Consider the following 16,003-nt stretch of genomic DNA (forward strand, 5'->3'; position numbering starts at 1 on the left):
TAGAAATCCTTTCAAAAAATGGGGTCTAAGTCCTTATATTTTAGAATAATTGCAGTAATATTGAAAACTACTACTAGGTGATAGAAATGAATGAAATTGGAGCCAGAATTAGACAAGTTAGACGTTCAAAAAATAAAACCCTAAAAGATGTAGCTGCTATATAGGTAAAACAGAAGCCACTACTCAAAGATATGAAGCTGGTGTAGTTAAGCAAATAGACCTCGAAACCATAGCTAAGGTAGCAGAGTTTTTAGATGTCCAACCACAGTACCTTGTGGGATGGACGGATATAGCTAAACGTCCAGCACGGATTGTAAATGTACCTATATTTGGTGAAATTAATTTAGCGCATCAAATCACAGATCAAGCTAATGTAACTGAATTTAAGGAAACAATTAATACAAACTTACCTGGGGGGAACCTGTTCTACTTTAAATGTGAAGATGACAGTATGAATCCTATTATACCAAATGGTGCACTAATCCTGTGTGTGGAACAGTTTGATGTTGAAAATGATACTACTGCAGCAGTGTTAATTAATGGGCAAGTAGCATCTAGACGTGTTAAAAAAATTGGTAATGAGGTGTTATTACTACCAGAAAATAATGGTTATGAACCAATAATTTTACGTGAACATAATTCTGTTAAAATCGTTGGGAAAGTTTTAGAAGTTAGCTACAAATTATAAAAAGTCTATCAGTGTTGGAATCTAAACAATTATGGGATAGGACATGCATTTAACTTTAAGTAAAAAGATTGACAAATCGATTTTAAAAAAATAAAATGGAGATATTATAGCGCTGTATCCCTACGGGGACCAGTACGGAAACACCTCCATTTTTGATGGAGGTGTTTTTTTATTAAACCATTTAAAACTTTAGATGAACAAATTGCTATCCTACATAAATGTGGATTAATAATCCATGACTATAAACGAACTAAACAATATTTATTAACCAATAATTACTATAACGTCATAAATGGGTATAGCAAATACTTTCAGCTAACAAATAGTGATAAATACTTGCAAAATGCACATTTTAATGAAATAAGTAATCTATATTTTTTTGATTCACAAATTAAGTCCGCGTTTTTAGATGCAATATTAGTAGCAGAAAACCATATTAAATATATAGTTGCTTATAAATTCGCAGAAAAATATTGTAATGAAAAATATAGTTTTTTAAATTCAAATAATTACAATCAAAATAATATTTTATTTGTAGGTAGCGTAATATCAAATTTCTCAAAAATTATTCGTGATAATACAAAACCTAATTCGAATGACAATCCTATAAAACATTATAAAGATAAGTACGGAGACGTTCCCATCTGGGTAATAATTGAATACCTAGATTTTGGAGGTTTATTATATTTTGTTAGAAATCTAGAAGAATCGTTAATCAATGATATTTGTCAGGTTCTCTTAAGCTTTCTAAGTCAATTTATCCGTATTTATAATCAATTTACACCTAAAATGCTCATTTCATTTATGGATAATATTAGGCAAGTAAGAAATGTTTGCGCACATGATAGTAAATTATTAGACTTTAAAACAAAGCAAAATTTGGTATTTTATAAAGATATACATACTCCAAGTGGAATAAAAGTCACTGACAAAAGGACATCCGTTTATGATATCTATATTATTTTAAAATGCTTTTTAAGTGAAGTCGAATATAAAAAATTATTTAATACTATACTTAAGCGAATTAAATATCTAGATAACAAATTAGACTCTATATCAATCAACGTTATTTTAAACTCTCTGGGTTTCCCTGAAGACTGGCATTTAAGTATGGTTTCTCAGAAACAATAAACACCTACCGTATGCCTGCAAGCAATTGACTGGTATTCAAATTTGCTAATTATTAGCACTACCTGCAGAAAACTTTGATTATACAAATCGTATCCTAAAAATTAATAAGTCTTACCAGAGAATACGTGGTAAAAATATTATTAGTCGCCCTAAAACTGATTCATCAATAAGAGATATTACGATACCAGATTTTTTATTCAATATGCTTGATGATTATTTAAACGTACTCTATGATTACAAACCTCATGAAAGAATTTTACCTCAAATTAAAAAGTACACATTAGCTAAGCAACTAACAATAATATCGAAACACACTGAGATACCTAAAATACGGATCAATGACTTAAGACATAGTCACGCAAGTTTATTAATAAAAGAAGGTGTACAAGCCAAGGTTATCCAAAAGCGTTTAGGCCATAATGATATACAAACAACACTAAATACTTATAGTCATTTATGGGAAGGTGCAGATGATGAAGTATCTGACCTGCTAAATAATTTAAGTCCAAAATAAGCCCAATAACAAAAACAAGACCTCACAAACACTGTTAAACCAATGTTTATGAGGTCTTTTAGTTTTATTCCCACTCAATTGTTGCAGGTGGCTTACTCGTAATATCTAAGACTACGCGGTTGATGTGGCTACATTCATTTACGATACGTTTAGAAATAATATCTAACACGTCGTATGGGATGCGTGCCCATTCAGATGTCATACCATCAATAGATGTTACTGCACGGATACCAATGGTGTAATCATAAGTACGTTCATCACCCATAACCCCTACAGATTTGAAACCAGGTAATACAGTGAAGTATTGCCAAATGTCGCCTTCTAAACCATTCTTAGCGATTTCTTCACGTAAGATGGCATCAGATTCACGCACGATTTCAAGTTTTTCAGGTGTCACTTCACCGATAATACGGATAGCTAAACCAGGTCCTGGGAATGGTTGACGCCATACGATTTCATGTGGCATACCCAATTCAGTACCTACTGCACGTACTTCGTCTTTAAATAAAGTATTTAAAGGCTCAATTAGTGAGAAGGACATGTCTTCAGGTAGTCCGCCAACATTATGGTGTGATTTAATTGTTTGTGCTGTTTCTGTACCTGATTCAATAACGTCAGTGTATAAAGTGCCTTGAGCTAAATAATCAACATCTTTGATTTTTTGTGCTTCATCATCGAATACATAAACAAATTCGTTACCAATGATTTTACGTTTTTTCTCTGGATCAGAAACACCAGCTAATTTGTCAAGGAAGCGGTCTTGAGCGTCCACTTTGATGATGTTTAAACCAAATTTGCCACCTAATGTGTCCATGACTTGTTCTGCTTCATTCTTACGTAAAAGTCCGTGATCAACGAAGATACAAGTTAATTGATCCCCGATAGCTTTTTGTAATAATACACCTACAACAGATGAGTCCACCCCACCTGAAAGGCCTAATAATACTTTGCCGTCACCAACTAATTGGCGGATTTCTTTGATTTTAATATCGATGAAGTCAGCCATTGTCCATGAACCGCTTGCGCCACAAATATCAAATACAAAGTTACGTAACATGTCAGTTCCATGTACAGAAGCACGTACTTCTGGATGGAATTGAAAGCCATAGAAACGTTTTTCTGGATTTTCAAATGCTGCAACTGGGCTATTTTCGCCGTGAGCTGTTACTTGGAAACCTTCAGGGATTTCTTCAATACGATCAGAATGGCTCATTAGTACCATTTCTTCTTTTTCTAAACCAGCAAAAATAGCTGATTCTGTCTTATCGATGATTAATGCTTGTTGACCATATTCACGTTTATCTGAACGGGCAACAACACCTCCATTTTTGAAGGTCATCAATTGCATACCATAGCAAATACCTAGAACAGGAATGCCTAATTCAAATACTGCGTCATCAATAGAGAATGCGCCGTCTGCATATACAGACATAGGTCCACCTGACAAGATGATTCCTTTAACGTTACCTTTAGCCATGATTTCTTCTGCAGTTAATCTATGAGATAACAGTTCTGAATACACGCCTAGTTCACGAATACGTCTTGTAATCAATTGGTTATATTGACTACCGTAATCAAGTACAATGATTTTTTCGATATCTTGCATTGATTGTTGGACACTCATGTTTTCACTTCCTTTTTCGAATTTCTAATCTATTCTAACAAAGAATATTTGTGATTACTAGCTTTTTTCGCAAAAATAAAAAATATTGTTCGGATTTTAATGATGCACTCTTAATAATTTGCTAAATTTGTCCATAAATCACAATCCAGGCTGATTCCAGACAATTTATTGTTTATAATAGTATGGAATAGGAGTGACGTTTTAATGAAGAAAGCGACTGGCACTGCCCACGGGAAAATAATTATTATTGGGGAACATGCTGTTGTGCATGGTTACCCTTCAGTAGCGCTACCCTTTCGAGCGGTAGAAATGACGGTTACCGTTCAACAAACGAATGGTAATGCTTATTTAGAAAGTGATCTTTATGAAGGGCCACTGCATCAGGCACCCAATGACCTGCAAAATTTGCTTGCCGTATACGACCAACTGCGTGCGGACTTAATGCAACAAGATCAAAGTCACTGGCGGATTAACATCCATTCATCCATTCCAGCTGAACGTGGTATGGGCTCATCTGCGGCTATGGCCACAGCTTTAGTGCGAGCTTTCTACAACTATTATGACTTGCTTTTAGCGGATGAATTGTTATTAAAATATGTCGATTTATCTGAAAAAATCAGCCACGGTAATCCTTCAGGCATAGATGCCCGTGTTGCTGGTTTAGGTTTACCCTTGATTTATCAAAAAAACAAACCGATTGAACCAAGCCTCTTCGCCACACCTTATTGGCTTGTAGTTGCAGATACTGGCATCCATGGCAACACAAAAGACGCTGTATCTTATATTGGTAATGCTTTAAATTCGCCCTTCATCACCCGTCGTCAAGCAGTATCAGGTGCTTTAGAAAGACTTGGGCAAGCTGCTGAACAGTTAATCAAATTACTGGGACAAGGCGATACTTTTCTAGCATCAGAAGCAGGATTTCAAGGGATTTGTGACACTTTCAAAGGTGCCCATAAGGAGTTGCGGGCTTTGCAGGTATCTAGTCCAGAATTAGAAGCTGGGGTAGCTTATGCAGAAACACACGGTTCAGGTGCGGCTAAACTCACTGGCGGTGGACGCGGTGGTTGTTACTTCGCGATTTGTCAAAACCAAACAGCTGCAGAGCGATTGGCGCATGAATTGCAACAAGAAAATTTAGCGGTAGCAACCTGGGTTGTACCATTTCGTAGCGAAAGTATGTAATTTGGCTTGTCAGTAAGCGAAAATACGCGAAATCAGTTATAATACTTGTAAGAATATTTTTAAGGGAGAGTCACGATGACAGAATTTCAAGGCGCCTATCGTGCGCACACAAATATAGCCTTAATCAAATATTGGGGAAAAGCGGATGCCGATCTATTCATTCCAACAACATCAAGTTTATCACTGACTTTAAATGCCCTATATACCGATACACGGGTAACATTTTCTAGTGATTTCGAGACGGATAGTTTCGTCTTAAATGGCGAAGAGAAAGCAGCTGATGATGTAGCCAAAATTTCTAGATTTTTGGACCTATTTCGTAAGGAAGCATCAATAGATTTAAAAGCACGCGTTGAAAGCATTAACTATGTACCAACCGCTGCCGGTTTAGCTTCATCATCTTCGGCCTTTTCTGCATTAGCGGCAGCTTGTCGCCAAGCCTTGCAATTGGACCATATTACAGACCAAGAATTATCAACTTTTGCGCGTCAAGGCTCAGGTTCTGCAACTCGCTCAATTTTTGGTGGATTTGTCGAATGGCAAAAAGGTACGAAGAGTGAAAATTCTATGGCTGTCAAAATTGACGATGCCACTTGGGATATAGGTATGGTGATCATGACCATCAATACGAAAGAAAAACGTGTTTCATCAAGGAAAGGGATGGCCCATACATTGAAGACTTCGCACTTCTATCCTGAATGGGTTCGCCAAAATAAAATTGATTTGGCACGAATTAAAGAAGCGATAGAAGCACAAAACATTACATTGTTGGGCGAAATCGCAGAAGCAAATGCAATGCGCATGCATGCGACTACAATGGCAGCTGATCCGTCATTTACTTATTTTGAACCGGCAACAATTAAAGCTATTCAAGCTGTCCAAGATTTGCGGGCATCGGGAGTGCCTGCTTACTATACAATTGATGCGGGACCAAACGTGAAAGTACTTTGCCGTGCAAGCCAAATGAATCAAGTAGAAGCATTCTTAGCCAATCAATTTGAAGCAATGGAATTTATCAAGACAACGCCTGGACCGGGTATTCAGCAGTTAGACAGATGGGAGTGATCGTATGGCACAAGCGCAAAGTGAAATAAATAATCATAGCGACAATACGGTAACCGTATCTGTCCCTGGTAAATTGTTCTTAGCGGGAGAGTATGCAGTTGTCCATTCGGGTCAAGCGGCCATTATTACAACGGTGGATGCTTTTTTACATTTATCATTAACAGTTGTCGATGATAACGTTGGCTATGTGACGACGAATCAAGCGGATCATGCGATTGCTTGGCATTATGATCGCGATGGACGTGTGGTGAGTGACGACCCTGCAGCGCAAGAATTTCCTCTGTTATGGCAAGCTATTCAGACGGTGAATTTGTTTGCGATTGAGCTTGGGATTTTTTCTGCCAGCAATCCGCCTTTATTTACTATTGAAATTAAGTCGGAACTAGATGCGGCTGATGGTACCAAGTATGGTTTAGGTTCTTCTGGTGCGGTTTCAGTTGCCCTTGTTTCGGCTTTAATGACGCAATATGATTTATTTAAAGATTTAACTGAATCACAACGTATCTATCAAGTGTACAAATTAGTAGCCATTACCCAACATCATTTAGGCATGATGGGTTCTTTAGGCGACGTTGCAGCTTCAGCCCATACAGGCATAATTTATTATCAAAATTTCGACCGCGAGTGGTTTGACGCCCAACCCAAAGAATCTGGTGCTGATATTGTATCTTTGCTAGAAAATATCTGGCCTGATTTAATGATTGAACCCTTACCAATTGATCCAGATTGGACGCTTTCTGTGGTTTGGACTAAGGAAAAGGCATCCACTGAAGAATTATTGAAATTAATTCCTGAACATGTGCCGGAAACAGAACATGCAGAAATCTTGAAAACCTTTAAGCAATACGCCAAACGTCAAGTTTTAATGGCCAAAGCTGCTATTCAAATGAATGACTGGAGGCTATTTAAATCGGCAATTAGCGATAATTATGACACTATTTTGCACTATACACGTGCATTAGATAAACCATATTTAACAAAGAGCTTCAAGAAAGCCATTAGTTTAGTTACCCAAGACCATTCCGTAGCCAAAATATCTGGTGCGGGTGCAGGCGACTGCGCCTACGCTATTTCAAACAGCCGAGCAGCAGCCGACCAAGTGCAAGCCATTTGGCGCAACAATGCCCTTGTCGTCCTGCCCTTCGCATTCTGGCAACGAACACATAAGGAGTAATCATATGAACCGTAAAGATGCCCATGTGCATAACGCAATCATGCAGTATGGTGAAAAGGAGACCGATTTCGAATCCATTCACTTTGTGCACCAGTCGTTATCTCATCAAGAATTCAATAGCATTGACCTATCAACTACTATTTTCGACCGCAAATTTGATCGTCCCTTTTACATCAATGCCATGTCTGGTGGTTCTGCTTGGACTAAGAAAATTAATGCCATGTTAGCAGAAGTAGCGCGTGAAACTCAGCTACCCATGGCACCTGGTTCCGTATCTGCGGCTTTGAAGGATCCAAGTGTTGCTGATTCATTTACCATTATTCGCGACGTGAATCCAAATGGTTTTATAATGGCCAATCTTGGGGCTGACAAAACATTAGAAGATGCCAAACGTGCAGTTGATTTACTCGAAGCAGATGCATTTCAAATTCATTTAAATACCCCACAAGAGATTGTCATGCCTGAAGGTGATCGTGATTTTCGTAAATTAGAAGATAACATCGTCTCCATTGTCGAAGGTTTGGATATTCCAGTTATGGTCAAGGAGACTGGTTTTGGTATGTCTTATCAAACCATGCATCACCTCCAATCGCTAGGTGTGCGCACCATTGACGTTTCGGGTACTGGTGGAACCAACTTTGCTGAGATTGAAAATGCTCGTCGTGAACACAAAGATTTTGCCTATATGACCGATTGGGGCCAATCAACCGCTATTTCTTTATTAGAAGCGCAACCATTGATGAACCAAACAACTATTTTGGCATCCGGTGGTGTGAAAACGCCCATGAACATCCTTAAATCATTAGCGCTTGGTGCGTCTGCTGTTGGTATGTCTGTACAATTCTTACACGGCGTACTCACTGAAGGTGTACCTGCTACCATCAAAATGGTCGAAGAATATGATGAACAATTGCGCTTATTGATGATGGTATTAGATTGCCAAAATATTGACGATTTATTAAACACAGATCTGATTATTTCAGGAAAACCCGCCGAATGGTCACGGCTACGTCGCATTAATATTGAATACTTCGCATCACGCAGCCAAAGCAAATAAAGAGTGTGACAAATCTCGCTAAGCTTTGAACCGTTGGAAGAAAATGAACGTAAAACCCGTACTTTAGGATTTACAGATTTTTCTGAAATGCAGTCAAAGCTGACATTTGGAACAAGTTTCAAATGCATTTGACAAAAGTCGAATTAATGTGCAGAGGCTGGGACAAAAGGCCTCTAAAAGGCGTACACAATTCTTAATAAGAGTTGTGTACGCCTTTTACTTTGAAAAATTCTTATAAATTTTGATTGAAATATTTCATGGGAACAGGTGTCAAAGGACTGAAAGTGTCGTTCCTTAGCCGTGAAAGAGGATGAAATCGAGACCTTGGCTCGATTTCAAATTGAAAGATCTTGGCTTTCAATGGTCCCACGGCTCACAAGGAACGCACACTGTAAGGACGAAAAACCGATGATTTTATTTTTTGTCCCAGCCTCCTTTTTGTATTATGAAACTTGAAATCCGTGTGCGTTCCTTTTCTTCTCATTAAAGAACTATAAATGCTCACTGCTTTACTTTTTCTCTGATTTAGCAAACCACAGCCCTCTCTGCGTTCCTTTTCTGAGGATCTGGAAACCACAGGGATTTGTGGTTTGCTTTTTTTCTCATTTAAGAAACCACAGCATGTTATGCTTTCCAATTTCCGTCCGTTTTAAATTTAATATATACAATCTAGAAAAGATAAGCTGAAAAGAACCTAAAAGAATGAATCTTTCAGGTTCTTTTTACTGTTATTTAGATACTTTGGCGTGTGCCTGTTGCACGTAACGCAAACCCATACCCATACCAAATGTCATATCATGACCTGAGGTATGCCCTACGCGCATGGTATTGGTAATGGCATCTGTTAAATTAATAGTCAATTGCGCTAAATCGTTTAAATCAGCGACTTTACATAATGTATACAGCTGATAAATTGGTGTCGAAAAATAATCTTCGGCTCCAGCAAGTATATATGCCTTGCTCACATCTGTTGTAGATAGTGGACTTTCTAGTAGTTGATCGGACAAATCTTCGGCACGGTACAGGGCAAATAATTTCATCACAGCTAAGTAGCCCACTAACATATCGTCGCCAGATGGTGTCAAGCCTCGCCCGCGACCAATCAAATAATGAATGATTTTATCCCAATCAATCACTTGATTATCATCTTGTTCAAGCATGGTTTGTATCTTTTGAAAACTATTATCTTCAGTGTTCAGCCCGAGCGCTGTTCTACTAGTGCTTGCAATTGCTTGGTCGTAAGCACTCAGTAAACTTGAAAGAAGTTTGTTATCAAAAGGAATGGCATGTAGTCGTTGGTCTACTTTGGAGGCTTTATAGGCAAAACTTTGCACGCTCTTTTTCCCGTAAAAAGTAAGCTCGTCTTCGGTGACTCGGACACGATTCCCGATGTCAATGATGTCGTTTATTTGATTAAAATCTTCTGGTGAAAGGTAAAGGCCAAATCCTGCGATGTAATGGGCGTAGGAGCCAAAATGGATGAGTTGATTTTTGACTTGAATGACAAAGGAACCCTGAAATTTACTGTGAATATGACCCATGCGGCCAAATTTATTAAGGGGATGGACTAGGGAACTTACTGTCAACATGATGGGGGTGGTTTGTGAATCGCCCATATGTCACCTCTACTTTCATGAAATGCGATTGTGCCTGTTTAATCGGATATTTCTCTAATTATATTATAACTGAAAATTTAAGAAATGACTTGTGAAATATCATTTATGATATAAAAAAAGTACCCATTCAATGCAGAATCGGTACAAATTGTATTTCTTTCATGATTTAAGATCCATAATTTTGCGTCATTACCATGAAACTAGTTTTGTTGCAATAAATCAATCGCTTTAAACAAGACATCCGCTGCGTTAATAGCGACCTGATCTTTATCCTTTAAATATTCTTCAGGTGCCTGCTCACTGGATGTGTCACTAACACTTTTTATAGAAAGAAATGGCAAATTATAGGTATAAGAAACCTGAGCTATTGCGGTAGCTTCCATTTCCACAATGACTCCTTCTGGGAAAGCATTGCGCACAAAATTAATTCGCTCTACCTGATACATAAAAGCATCTGAAGTTAGGCATTGACCCGTATGAAAAAAATGATGCTTACTTAATAGTGTTTTATTATTGGTTGTAGTTGCGCTGCGATTGGATAAGTTGCAAGCATTCGTGCAACACGACCAAGAGGACTCCCAAATGCAGTATCATCCGCATCGTGATAGGTAAAATCATTTGGAATAACGATATCTCCTGCATGAATGTAATCCTTGATTGAACCAACTACGCCATAATTTAACACATAGTCCGGTTTGAAACGTTCAATCGCAATAGTAGCCCCCATTGCGGCATTTGCTTTCCCTATACCACTTTCGACTAAATACAAAAGATAATCCGGATTGATTGCTTCATAAATATTTAAATGTTTGAGTTGGTCAACTTTTTGAGCATTTGCTCTCTTCCTTAATGGCGTCATTTCTTCTTCCATAGCAACAATCACAACTATATTCACTACTCACCCTCACTCTCAAATGTAGCAAGGTCAAGGTCTACAGGGACTTTTGTATCATTGAATTCAGTTTCAATGTAATTTTTCACATCATCACTGAAATAGATCTCTTGTAGCGTTTCTATTTGTTCACTATTTTCATTATCATCTGATGTGACGAATACATTCACATTTCCAATGTTACTATCAGTGATTTTACTAGTATCTTCTGTAAACAAAGCATCTTCATTTGGATTAAGGCCACCCTCAAATGCTAATGTAGAAGAGATAGTAACTAGGGCAACATCTTCGAGTGCCTGTAATCCTGAATTATCATCAATTTCAATAAATTCAAGCTTTTTAGGGTTATCAGTAATATCTTTCACTGTATATAGCCCCTCTACCTCTTCATTTAATGTAATAAAATTCGCATCTTGTAATAATGCTAAAGATCGTGATTGTTGGGCTGGATTATTAGCAATCGCCACTTATGACGCCTCTGGCACATCATCTAAAGTATCAAATTCATTAGAATATATGCCTAATGGTTCTATATAAGTTGTAAAAGCTGGCACAACGTCTTCTTCGTGATCATCATTAAATACTTTCATATAATCATAGGTTTGAAAAGCATTGTAGTCCATATCTCCTGCTGACCTGGCAGTGTTGATATCAATACCATCTACATTCACAAGTTCAATATTAATCCCAGCTTCCTTAGTAGCCTCTAATTCTGATATATAAGTCCAAATATCCAAATCAGAATCAAAACTACCAATTTTAATAGTCGTTTCCTCTGTTGAACTTACATTGGCTGCTTCACTTGAACCACTATTATTTGAACAACCTGCTTACACCAAAATACTCGTTAATACAACTGAAGAAAATATCCCATTAAACTTTTTCATAAAATCCCCTTTTCAAACTAACTTTTTTTTATTATGCAAGAACACTATGCGCCAGTATAATACCTATTTACTCGCATGCTTGATTTGTTTTACAGAAATATATGAGCTTAGGCAATATATTACCAAAAAAAATACCGTCCAAAATAGGAGCGGTATTTAAAGTACATTACGTGTAAAATAAATATTCTTTCTAAAATCTTGTAAGTACAATTTTGGGTACATATAAAGGACATGAAATCTTTATTTCAAGTAATCTCACCCGAATACTGAAAAAAGTAAAATCACGTCCCATACTAGTATATAAAAAATAATTTAGTGGAACTTTTGAAAATAATATACATATTTGAGCTTGCCAAATAGCTACTCAGATTAAACTTTACAAGTTACATAAAAAACATATACATCAATGCCATTGAACCAACGCCAGCAATAATTGTTTTGATAATATCCTTAAAATAATATGCTACGACAATTGAAATCAATGCCGGAATGAGTTTAAGATTCTCCAATAGTTTCAGGTTGAATTGTCCATCCCAGAAGAATACATCCGTACAAATCATAGCGGTGAAGATAATCACCGGCAAGAATGACATGGTTCTATACACTAGTGGCGAAATATTTGCATTTCGCATCACCAACCCTGGAATCACACGTAAAGCCGTGCAAGTTAGCCCTAAAATAATAATAAATAATGTCATCTACAAGGCCTCCTACACAACACGTTGATTGTCTTGGCGTTTCAAGAAATAAAATACAACAGCTAAAGTAATTGCGGTCACCATAATAATGACATATGAAGATTGAAAAATCATCATTAATACAATTGATAGTAACCCTGTACCAATCATCGAAGTTAACATCATGCGGTTGCGGATATTTGGTACTAAAATACCAATAAACATAGCTACCATGACAAAGTTCGAAATTACTTCTGGAATTTCAATAAAGGTACCAAATATTGCGCCCATAGCGGTAAATACAGCCCATGAAAGCCATGTTGCAGTAGCGACAAATAGGGCATCATTAATGAACCATGGATGTGTTTCATCAGAGTCGCGTAAATTCACGATATTTACTGCATAGGATTCATCTGCTGTCATATAATTTAGCCATGCAGCTTTGAAGCGAGGTACTGTTTTGAGATAGGGTGCTAATGAAATACTATAAAGCCCCTGTCTAGAACTCAAAAGTAAAACTGAAATAAAAATTTCAATCCAGTTCGCATCTTGTGCAAGTAAGGCAGCCGCAAGGAATTGCGAAGAACCGCCAAAAACCAGGGTACTCATTAAAATAACTTGCCACCATGCAAGTCCAGCATCACTTAATAATAAGCCACACGCTAAACCCACCGGCAAATAACCAATGACAATCGGCATGGAGAATTTCCACCGACTGACAGCAACATCTTGCATTCATTCAACCTCCACCCTGTTTTTGTGTAAAATTACTATTTAACGATTAATTTCACGGTGATAATCCATAAACTTACGAATGAAATTATACGGATCCATCAAGCCAATTTGACGTGCGAATACATATAAATTCGATTCACATAAAAAGGCTTTTTGAATCAATCGATGATCTGTGGCAACACGAATTGGTTTCGTATCTGCAATCAATTCACCTTCAGAAAGTACCCATGTTTGACGCGTGAATTCCAAAATCAAGTCCATATTATGGGTATTGATAATAATCGCAATTTTACGGTCTTGATTTATTTGATAAAGATATTGCATAAATTCATTATAGTGATGGAAATCTTGCCCCTCTGACGGCTCATCGATAATTAATAAGGATGGCTTATTGACCAAGGCAGATGAAAGCATGACACGTTTTTGTTGGCCAAATGATAATTGACCAATACGCATTTCTGCCGCGTACATAAGTCCAGTCGTTTTCAATGATTCACCAATCACTTGCGCTGCTTCTTCTTCACTGTAATTACAGCGTAAAGCAATATCTTTAAGGTATTCGTTGACAGTGAAACCGATAATGCGTTGGTCGATATTTTGTTGGATATAGACCGTTTCATTTTTCATTCGACAGAGATTATCTGTTGTTACTTCTTCACCGTGCCAGAATACTTTACCTTCATCCGGCATAATGTTACCGTCCATGATTTGTCCCAAAGTTGATTTACCTGAACCATTTTTCCCAACAATAGAAATCATGTCGCCTTCATAAACTTCGGTAGAAACATTGGTCAGCGTGGAACGTTCACGGCCTGGATAGGTATAGGAAACGTCTTCTAAAGTTAAAATAGCCTTGTCACTTCGACGTTGCACAAAATTTGGTACCGTCATTAGCCAGGATTCAACGGTACGTTTCAAATCTGGTCCATGTATATAATTGACATTCGAAATATTGCGCACCTTATCTAAAGGATAGCCTGTATAGCGAATTGCAGATACATAGGACGGCTCTCCCACACCTAGAGAATTTAGGATATTACGTTTTAACAATTTCTCTGGATTACCATCAAAAATGATACGGCCTTCTGATAGTACAATCACACGATCCACTGGACGATATAATACTTCTTCAATTCGGTATTCCACCATCACGATGGTAGCGTCAGTATTGTGATGAATATCATCAACTAAATCAATGAAGACCTGACCAGCTCGCGGTGCCAAATTGGCTAAAGGTTCATCGAAAATAAAGACAGATTGGTCATAATTCACATTATTGACAAAATTTTGAATGTCACGTTGACCCTCTGATAAATCTTCAAATTTTAAATTGGCATCTGAGGGATGTTCTAAAATTCGACGTTTTAATTCCTCTGAAAAATTAGGCACATAGTCACTTGAACGTTTGCGACTATTCGTCATCGTCGATGCTTCTTCTAGATGATGATCCACCGCGTCTGCCATGATGGTGGCATCCATAGTTTCCATATCTAGATCGAAATTGATGATTTCGCCTTCATATTCACCAGGGAACTCATCCGTCCCAAGTTTACCACGTAACGCACGCACTAATGTGGATTTACCCGAGGCATTTGCACCGATAATCAGGACTTTTTCCCCGCGATAAAAGGTTAAATTAATATTTTTTAGGGTACGTCTACTAGCACCATCATAGGTAAACGATACACCTTTAAATTGCATCCAAGGATTGGACATATAATGAATGCCCCTTTCAATTAAATTTATTTGTTTATCTTCTTAAAAATTGTATATCCTGATATGCGGCCTTATTGATGTTCAAAACCATCATCAACGACATCATATTTCGTACGTTTACCTAGAATTCTAACTTCTGGTTCTAAGAGAACATGATTCTTCTCATAAATAATTTCTTGAATATGGTGAATCATATTAATATAGTCTGTGGCACTTGCCCCACCGATGTTGATAATAAAACCGGCATGTTTCTTAGAAATTTGGGCACCACCAATTGTGTAGCCTTGTAAACCAGCATCTTGAATTAATTTACCTGTATAATGGCCTACCGGACGCTTGAATACTGATCCACATGATGGATACTCAAGGGGTTGTTTTGACTCACGCTTTTCTGTCAACTCAGCGATTTTGGCTTGAATGGTATCATAATCGCCAGCCTTCAATTTGAAACGAGCTTCAACCACAATATCGCCTGATTCTTGTAAGTCTGAATAACGGTAAGCAAGTTTTAAGTCTTCATTTTTCAATGTGTAGAAACGGCCCGCCTCGATACAACATCAATTTCTACAAGTACTTCGGAAATTTCCCCATCATAAGCACCGGCATTCATATACACCGCGCCTCCGGTAGAACCCGGGATACCGCATGCAAATTCTAAGCCTGTTAAACTTCTTTCACCGGCTTGCAAACTTACATCGATAATGCGGCTACCCGCGCCCGCTTTAATATCAAGACCATCGAATTCAATATAATCCATGTCCGTTAACATTAAGACTACGCCATAAACGCCTTCATCTGAGATAATGACATTACTTGAATTGCCTAAGACCAGTACTGGTTCATGGGCTTTATTGGCAAAACGAACGAGTGCCATAATTTCATCAGCTGTTTGAGGGAAAATGAGAACATCTGCTGGTCCACCAGTTTCTGTATATGTATAGTGTTTCAAAGGTTCATTAAATTTCATATTGGCATTTGGAAATGCTCTACGCAAATCGTTTAAAAACATGTTGAATTACCCTTCCTGGTAATATATTTAGCA

At 37.6% G+C, this 16,003-nt stretch carries 13 protein-coding genes and 3 pseudogenes; 7 read left to right on the top strand and 9 right to left on the bottom strand.

Translation table 11 applies throughout. The annotated features are described in order from the left end of the window. Positions 1-274: 274 nt before the first annotated feature. From B9P78_RS04795 to B9P78_RS04805, 3 genes and pseudogenes are all read left to right on the top strand, one after another. A complete protein-coding gene (locus tag B9P78_RS04795) occupies positions 275-688 on the top strand; it encodes a S24 family peptidase (protein ID WP_094518387.1) in 414 nt (137 codons plus the stop codon). 231 nt (positions 689-919) lie between these two features. Next, positions 920-1,819 carry an Abi family protein gene (locus B9P78_RS04800; RefSeq protein ID WP_233487725.1) on the top strand — a complete coding sequence of 300 codons (900 nt, stop codon included), beginning with the start codon at positions 920-922 and terminating at the stop codon, positions 1,817-1,819. 70 nt (positions 1,820-1,889) lie between these two features. After that, a pseudogene (locus B9P78_RS04805) lies at positions 1,890-2,333 on the top strand (site-specific integrase); the annotation flags it as partial. A 64-nt stretch (positions 2,334-2,397) separates the two neighbouring features. Here the strand turns inward: B9P78_RS04805 and guaA are convergent. After that, positions 2,398-3,957 carry a glutamine-hydrolyzing GMP synthase gene (guaA, locus tag B9P78_RS04810; RefSeq protein ID WP_094518390.1) on the bottom strand — a complete coding sequence of 520 codons (1,560 nt, stop codon included), beginning with the start codon at positions 3,955-3,957 and terminating at the stop codon, positions 2,398-2,400. A 204-nt stretch (positions 3,958-4,161) separates the two neighbouring features. Between guaA and mvk the strand changes: the two genes are divergently transcribed. The 4 genes from mvk (at position 4,162) to fni (ending at position 8,438) form a co-directional block, all read left to right on the top strand. Further along, positions 4,162-5,142 carry a mevalonate kinase gene (mvk, locus tag B9P78_RS04815; protein ID WP_094518391.1) on the top strand — a complete coding sequence of 327 codons (981 nt, stop codon included), beginning with the start codon at positions 4,162-4,164 and terminating at the stop codon, positions 5,140-5,142. 75 nt (positions 5,143-5,217) lie between these two features. Then, positions 5,218-6,207 (top strand): diphosphomevalonate decarboxylase, encoded by a 990-nt coding sequence (mvaD, locus tag B9P78_RS04820; protein WP_094518392.1) that lies wholly within the window; start codon positions 5,218-5,220, stop codon positions 6,205-6,207. A gap of 4 nt (positions 6,208-6,211) precedes the next feature. Then, positions 6,212-7,381: a phosphomevalonate kinase gene (locus B9P78_RS04825; protein WP_094518393.1), complete on the top strand. Its 1,170-nt coding sequence runs from the start codon at positions 6,212-6,214 to the stop codon at positions 7,379-7,381. 4 nt (positions 7,382-7,385) lie between these two features. Continuing rightward, a complete protein-coding gene (fni, locus tag B9P78_RS04830) occupies positions 7,386-8,438 on the top strand; it encodes a type 2 isopentenyl-diphosphate Delta-isomerase (RefSeq protein WP_094518394.1) in 1,053 nt (350 codons plus the stop codon). A gap of 728 nt (positions 8,439-9,166) precedes the next feature. Here the strand turns inward: fni and B9P78_RS04835 are convergent. The 8 genes and pseudogenes from B9P78_RS04835 to murB all read right to left on the bottom strand — a co-directional run bounded on the left by B9P78_RS04835 (position 9,167) and on the right by murB (position 15,970). Then, positions 9,167-10,054, bottom strand: a complete 888-nt coding sequence (locus B9P78_RS04835) for a DUF2877 domain-containing protein (protein WP_094518395.1) — start codon at positions 10,052-10,054, stop codon at positions 9,167-9,169. A gap of 200 nt (positions 10,055-10,254) precedes the next feature. Beyond that, positions 10,255-10,638: a hypothetical protein gene (locus tag B9P78_RS10510; protein ID WP_255377075.1), complete on the bottom strand. Its 384-nt coding sequence runs from the start codon at positions 10,636-10,638 to the stop codon at positions 10,255-10,257. Next, positions 10,551-10,949: a 5'-methylthioadenosine/S-adenosylhomocysteine nucleosidase gene (gene mtnN / locus B9P78_RS10515; protein WP_094518397.1), complete on the bottom strand. Its 399-nt coding sequence runs from the start codon at positions 10,947-10,949 to the stop codon at positions 10,551-10,553. Before mtnN ends, B9P78_RS10510 begins: the two co-directional genes overlap by 88 nt. Continuing rightward, positions 10,949-11,710: pseudogene (locus B9P78_RS10150) on the bottom strand (MetQ/NlpA family ABC transporter substrate-binding protein). The gene mtnN and the pseudogene B9P78_RS10150 overlap by 1 nt, the downstream one beginning before the upstream one ends. A 506-nt stretch (positions 11,711-12,216) precedes the next feature. Further along, positions 12,217-12,531 carry an AzlD domain-containing protein gene (locus B9P78_RS04860; RefSeq protein ID WP_094518400.1) on the bottom strand — a complete coding sequence of 105 codons (315 nt, stop codon included), beginning with the start codon at positions 12,529-12,531 and terminating at the stop codon, positions 12,217-12,219. 12 nt (positions 12,532-12,543) lie between these two features. Further along, positions 12,544-13,245, bottom strand: a complete 702-nt coding sequence (locus tag B9P78_RS04865; RefSeq protein ID WP_094518401.1) for an AzlC family ABC transporter permease — start codon at positions 13,243-13,245, stop codon at positions 12,544-12,546. Between the two features lie 39 nt (positions 13,246-13,284). Then, positions 13,285-14,961 (bottom strand): DUF3744 domain-containing protein, encoded by a 1,677-nt coding sequence (locus B9P78_RS04870; RefSeq protein ID WP_094518402.1) that lies wholly within the window; start codon positions 14,959-14,961, stop codon positions 13,285-13,287. 71 nt (positions 14,962-15,032) lie between these two features. Continuing rightward, positions 15,033-15,970: pseudogene (gene murB, locus B9P78_RS04875) on the bottom strand (UDP-N-acetylmuramate dehydrogenase). Positions 15,971-16,003: the final 33 nt, after the last annotated feature.

The sequence above is a fragment of the Aerococcus sp. 1KP-2016 genome, assembly GCF_002252085.1.
Lineage (GTDB): Bacteria > Bacillota > Bacilli > Lactobacillales > Aerococcaceae > Aerococcus.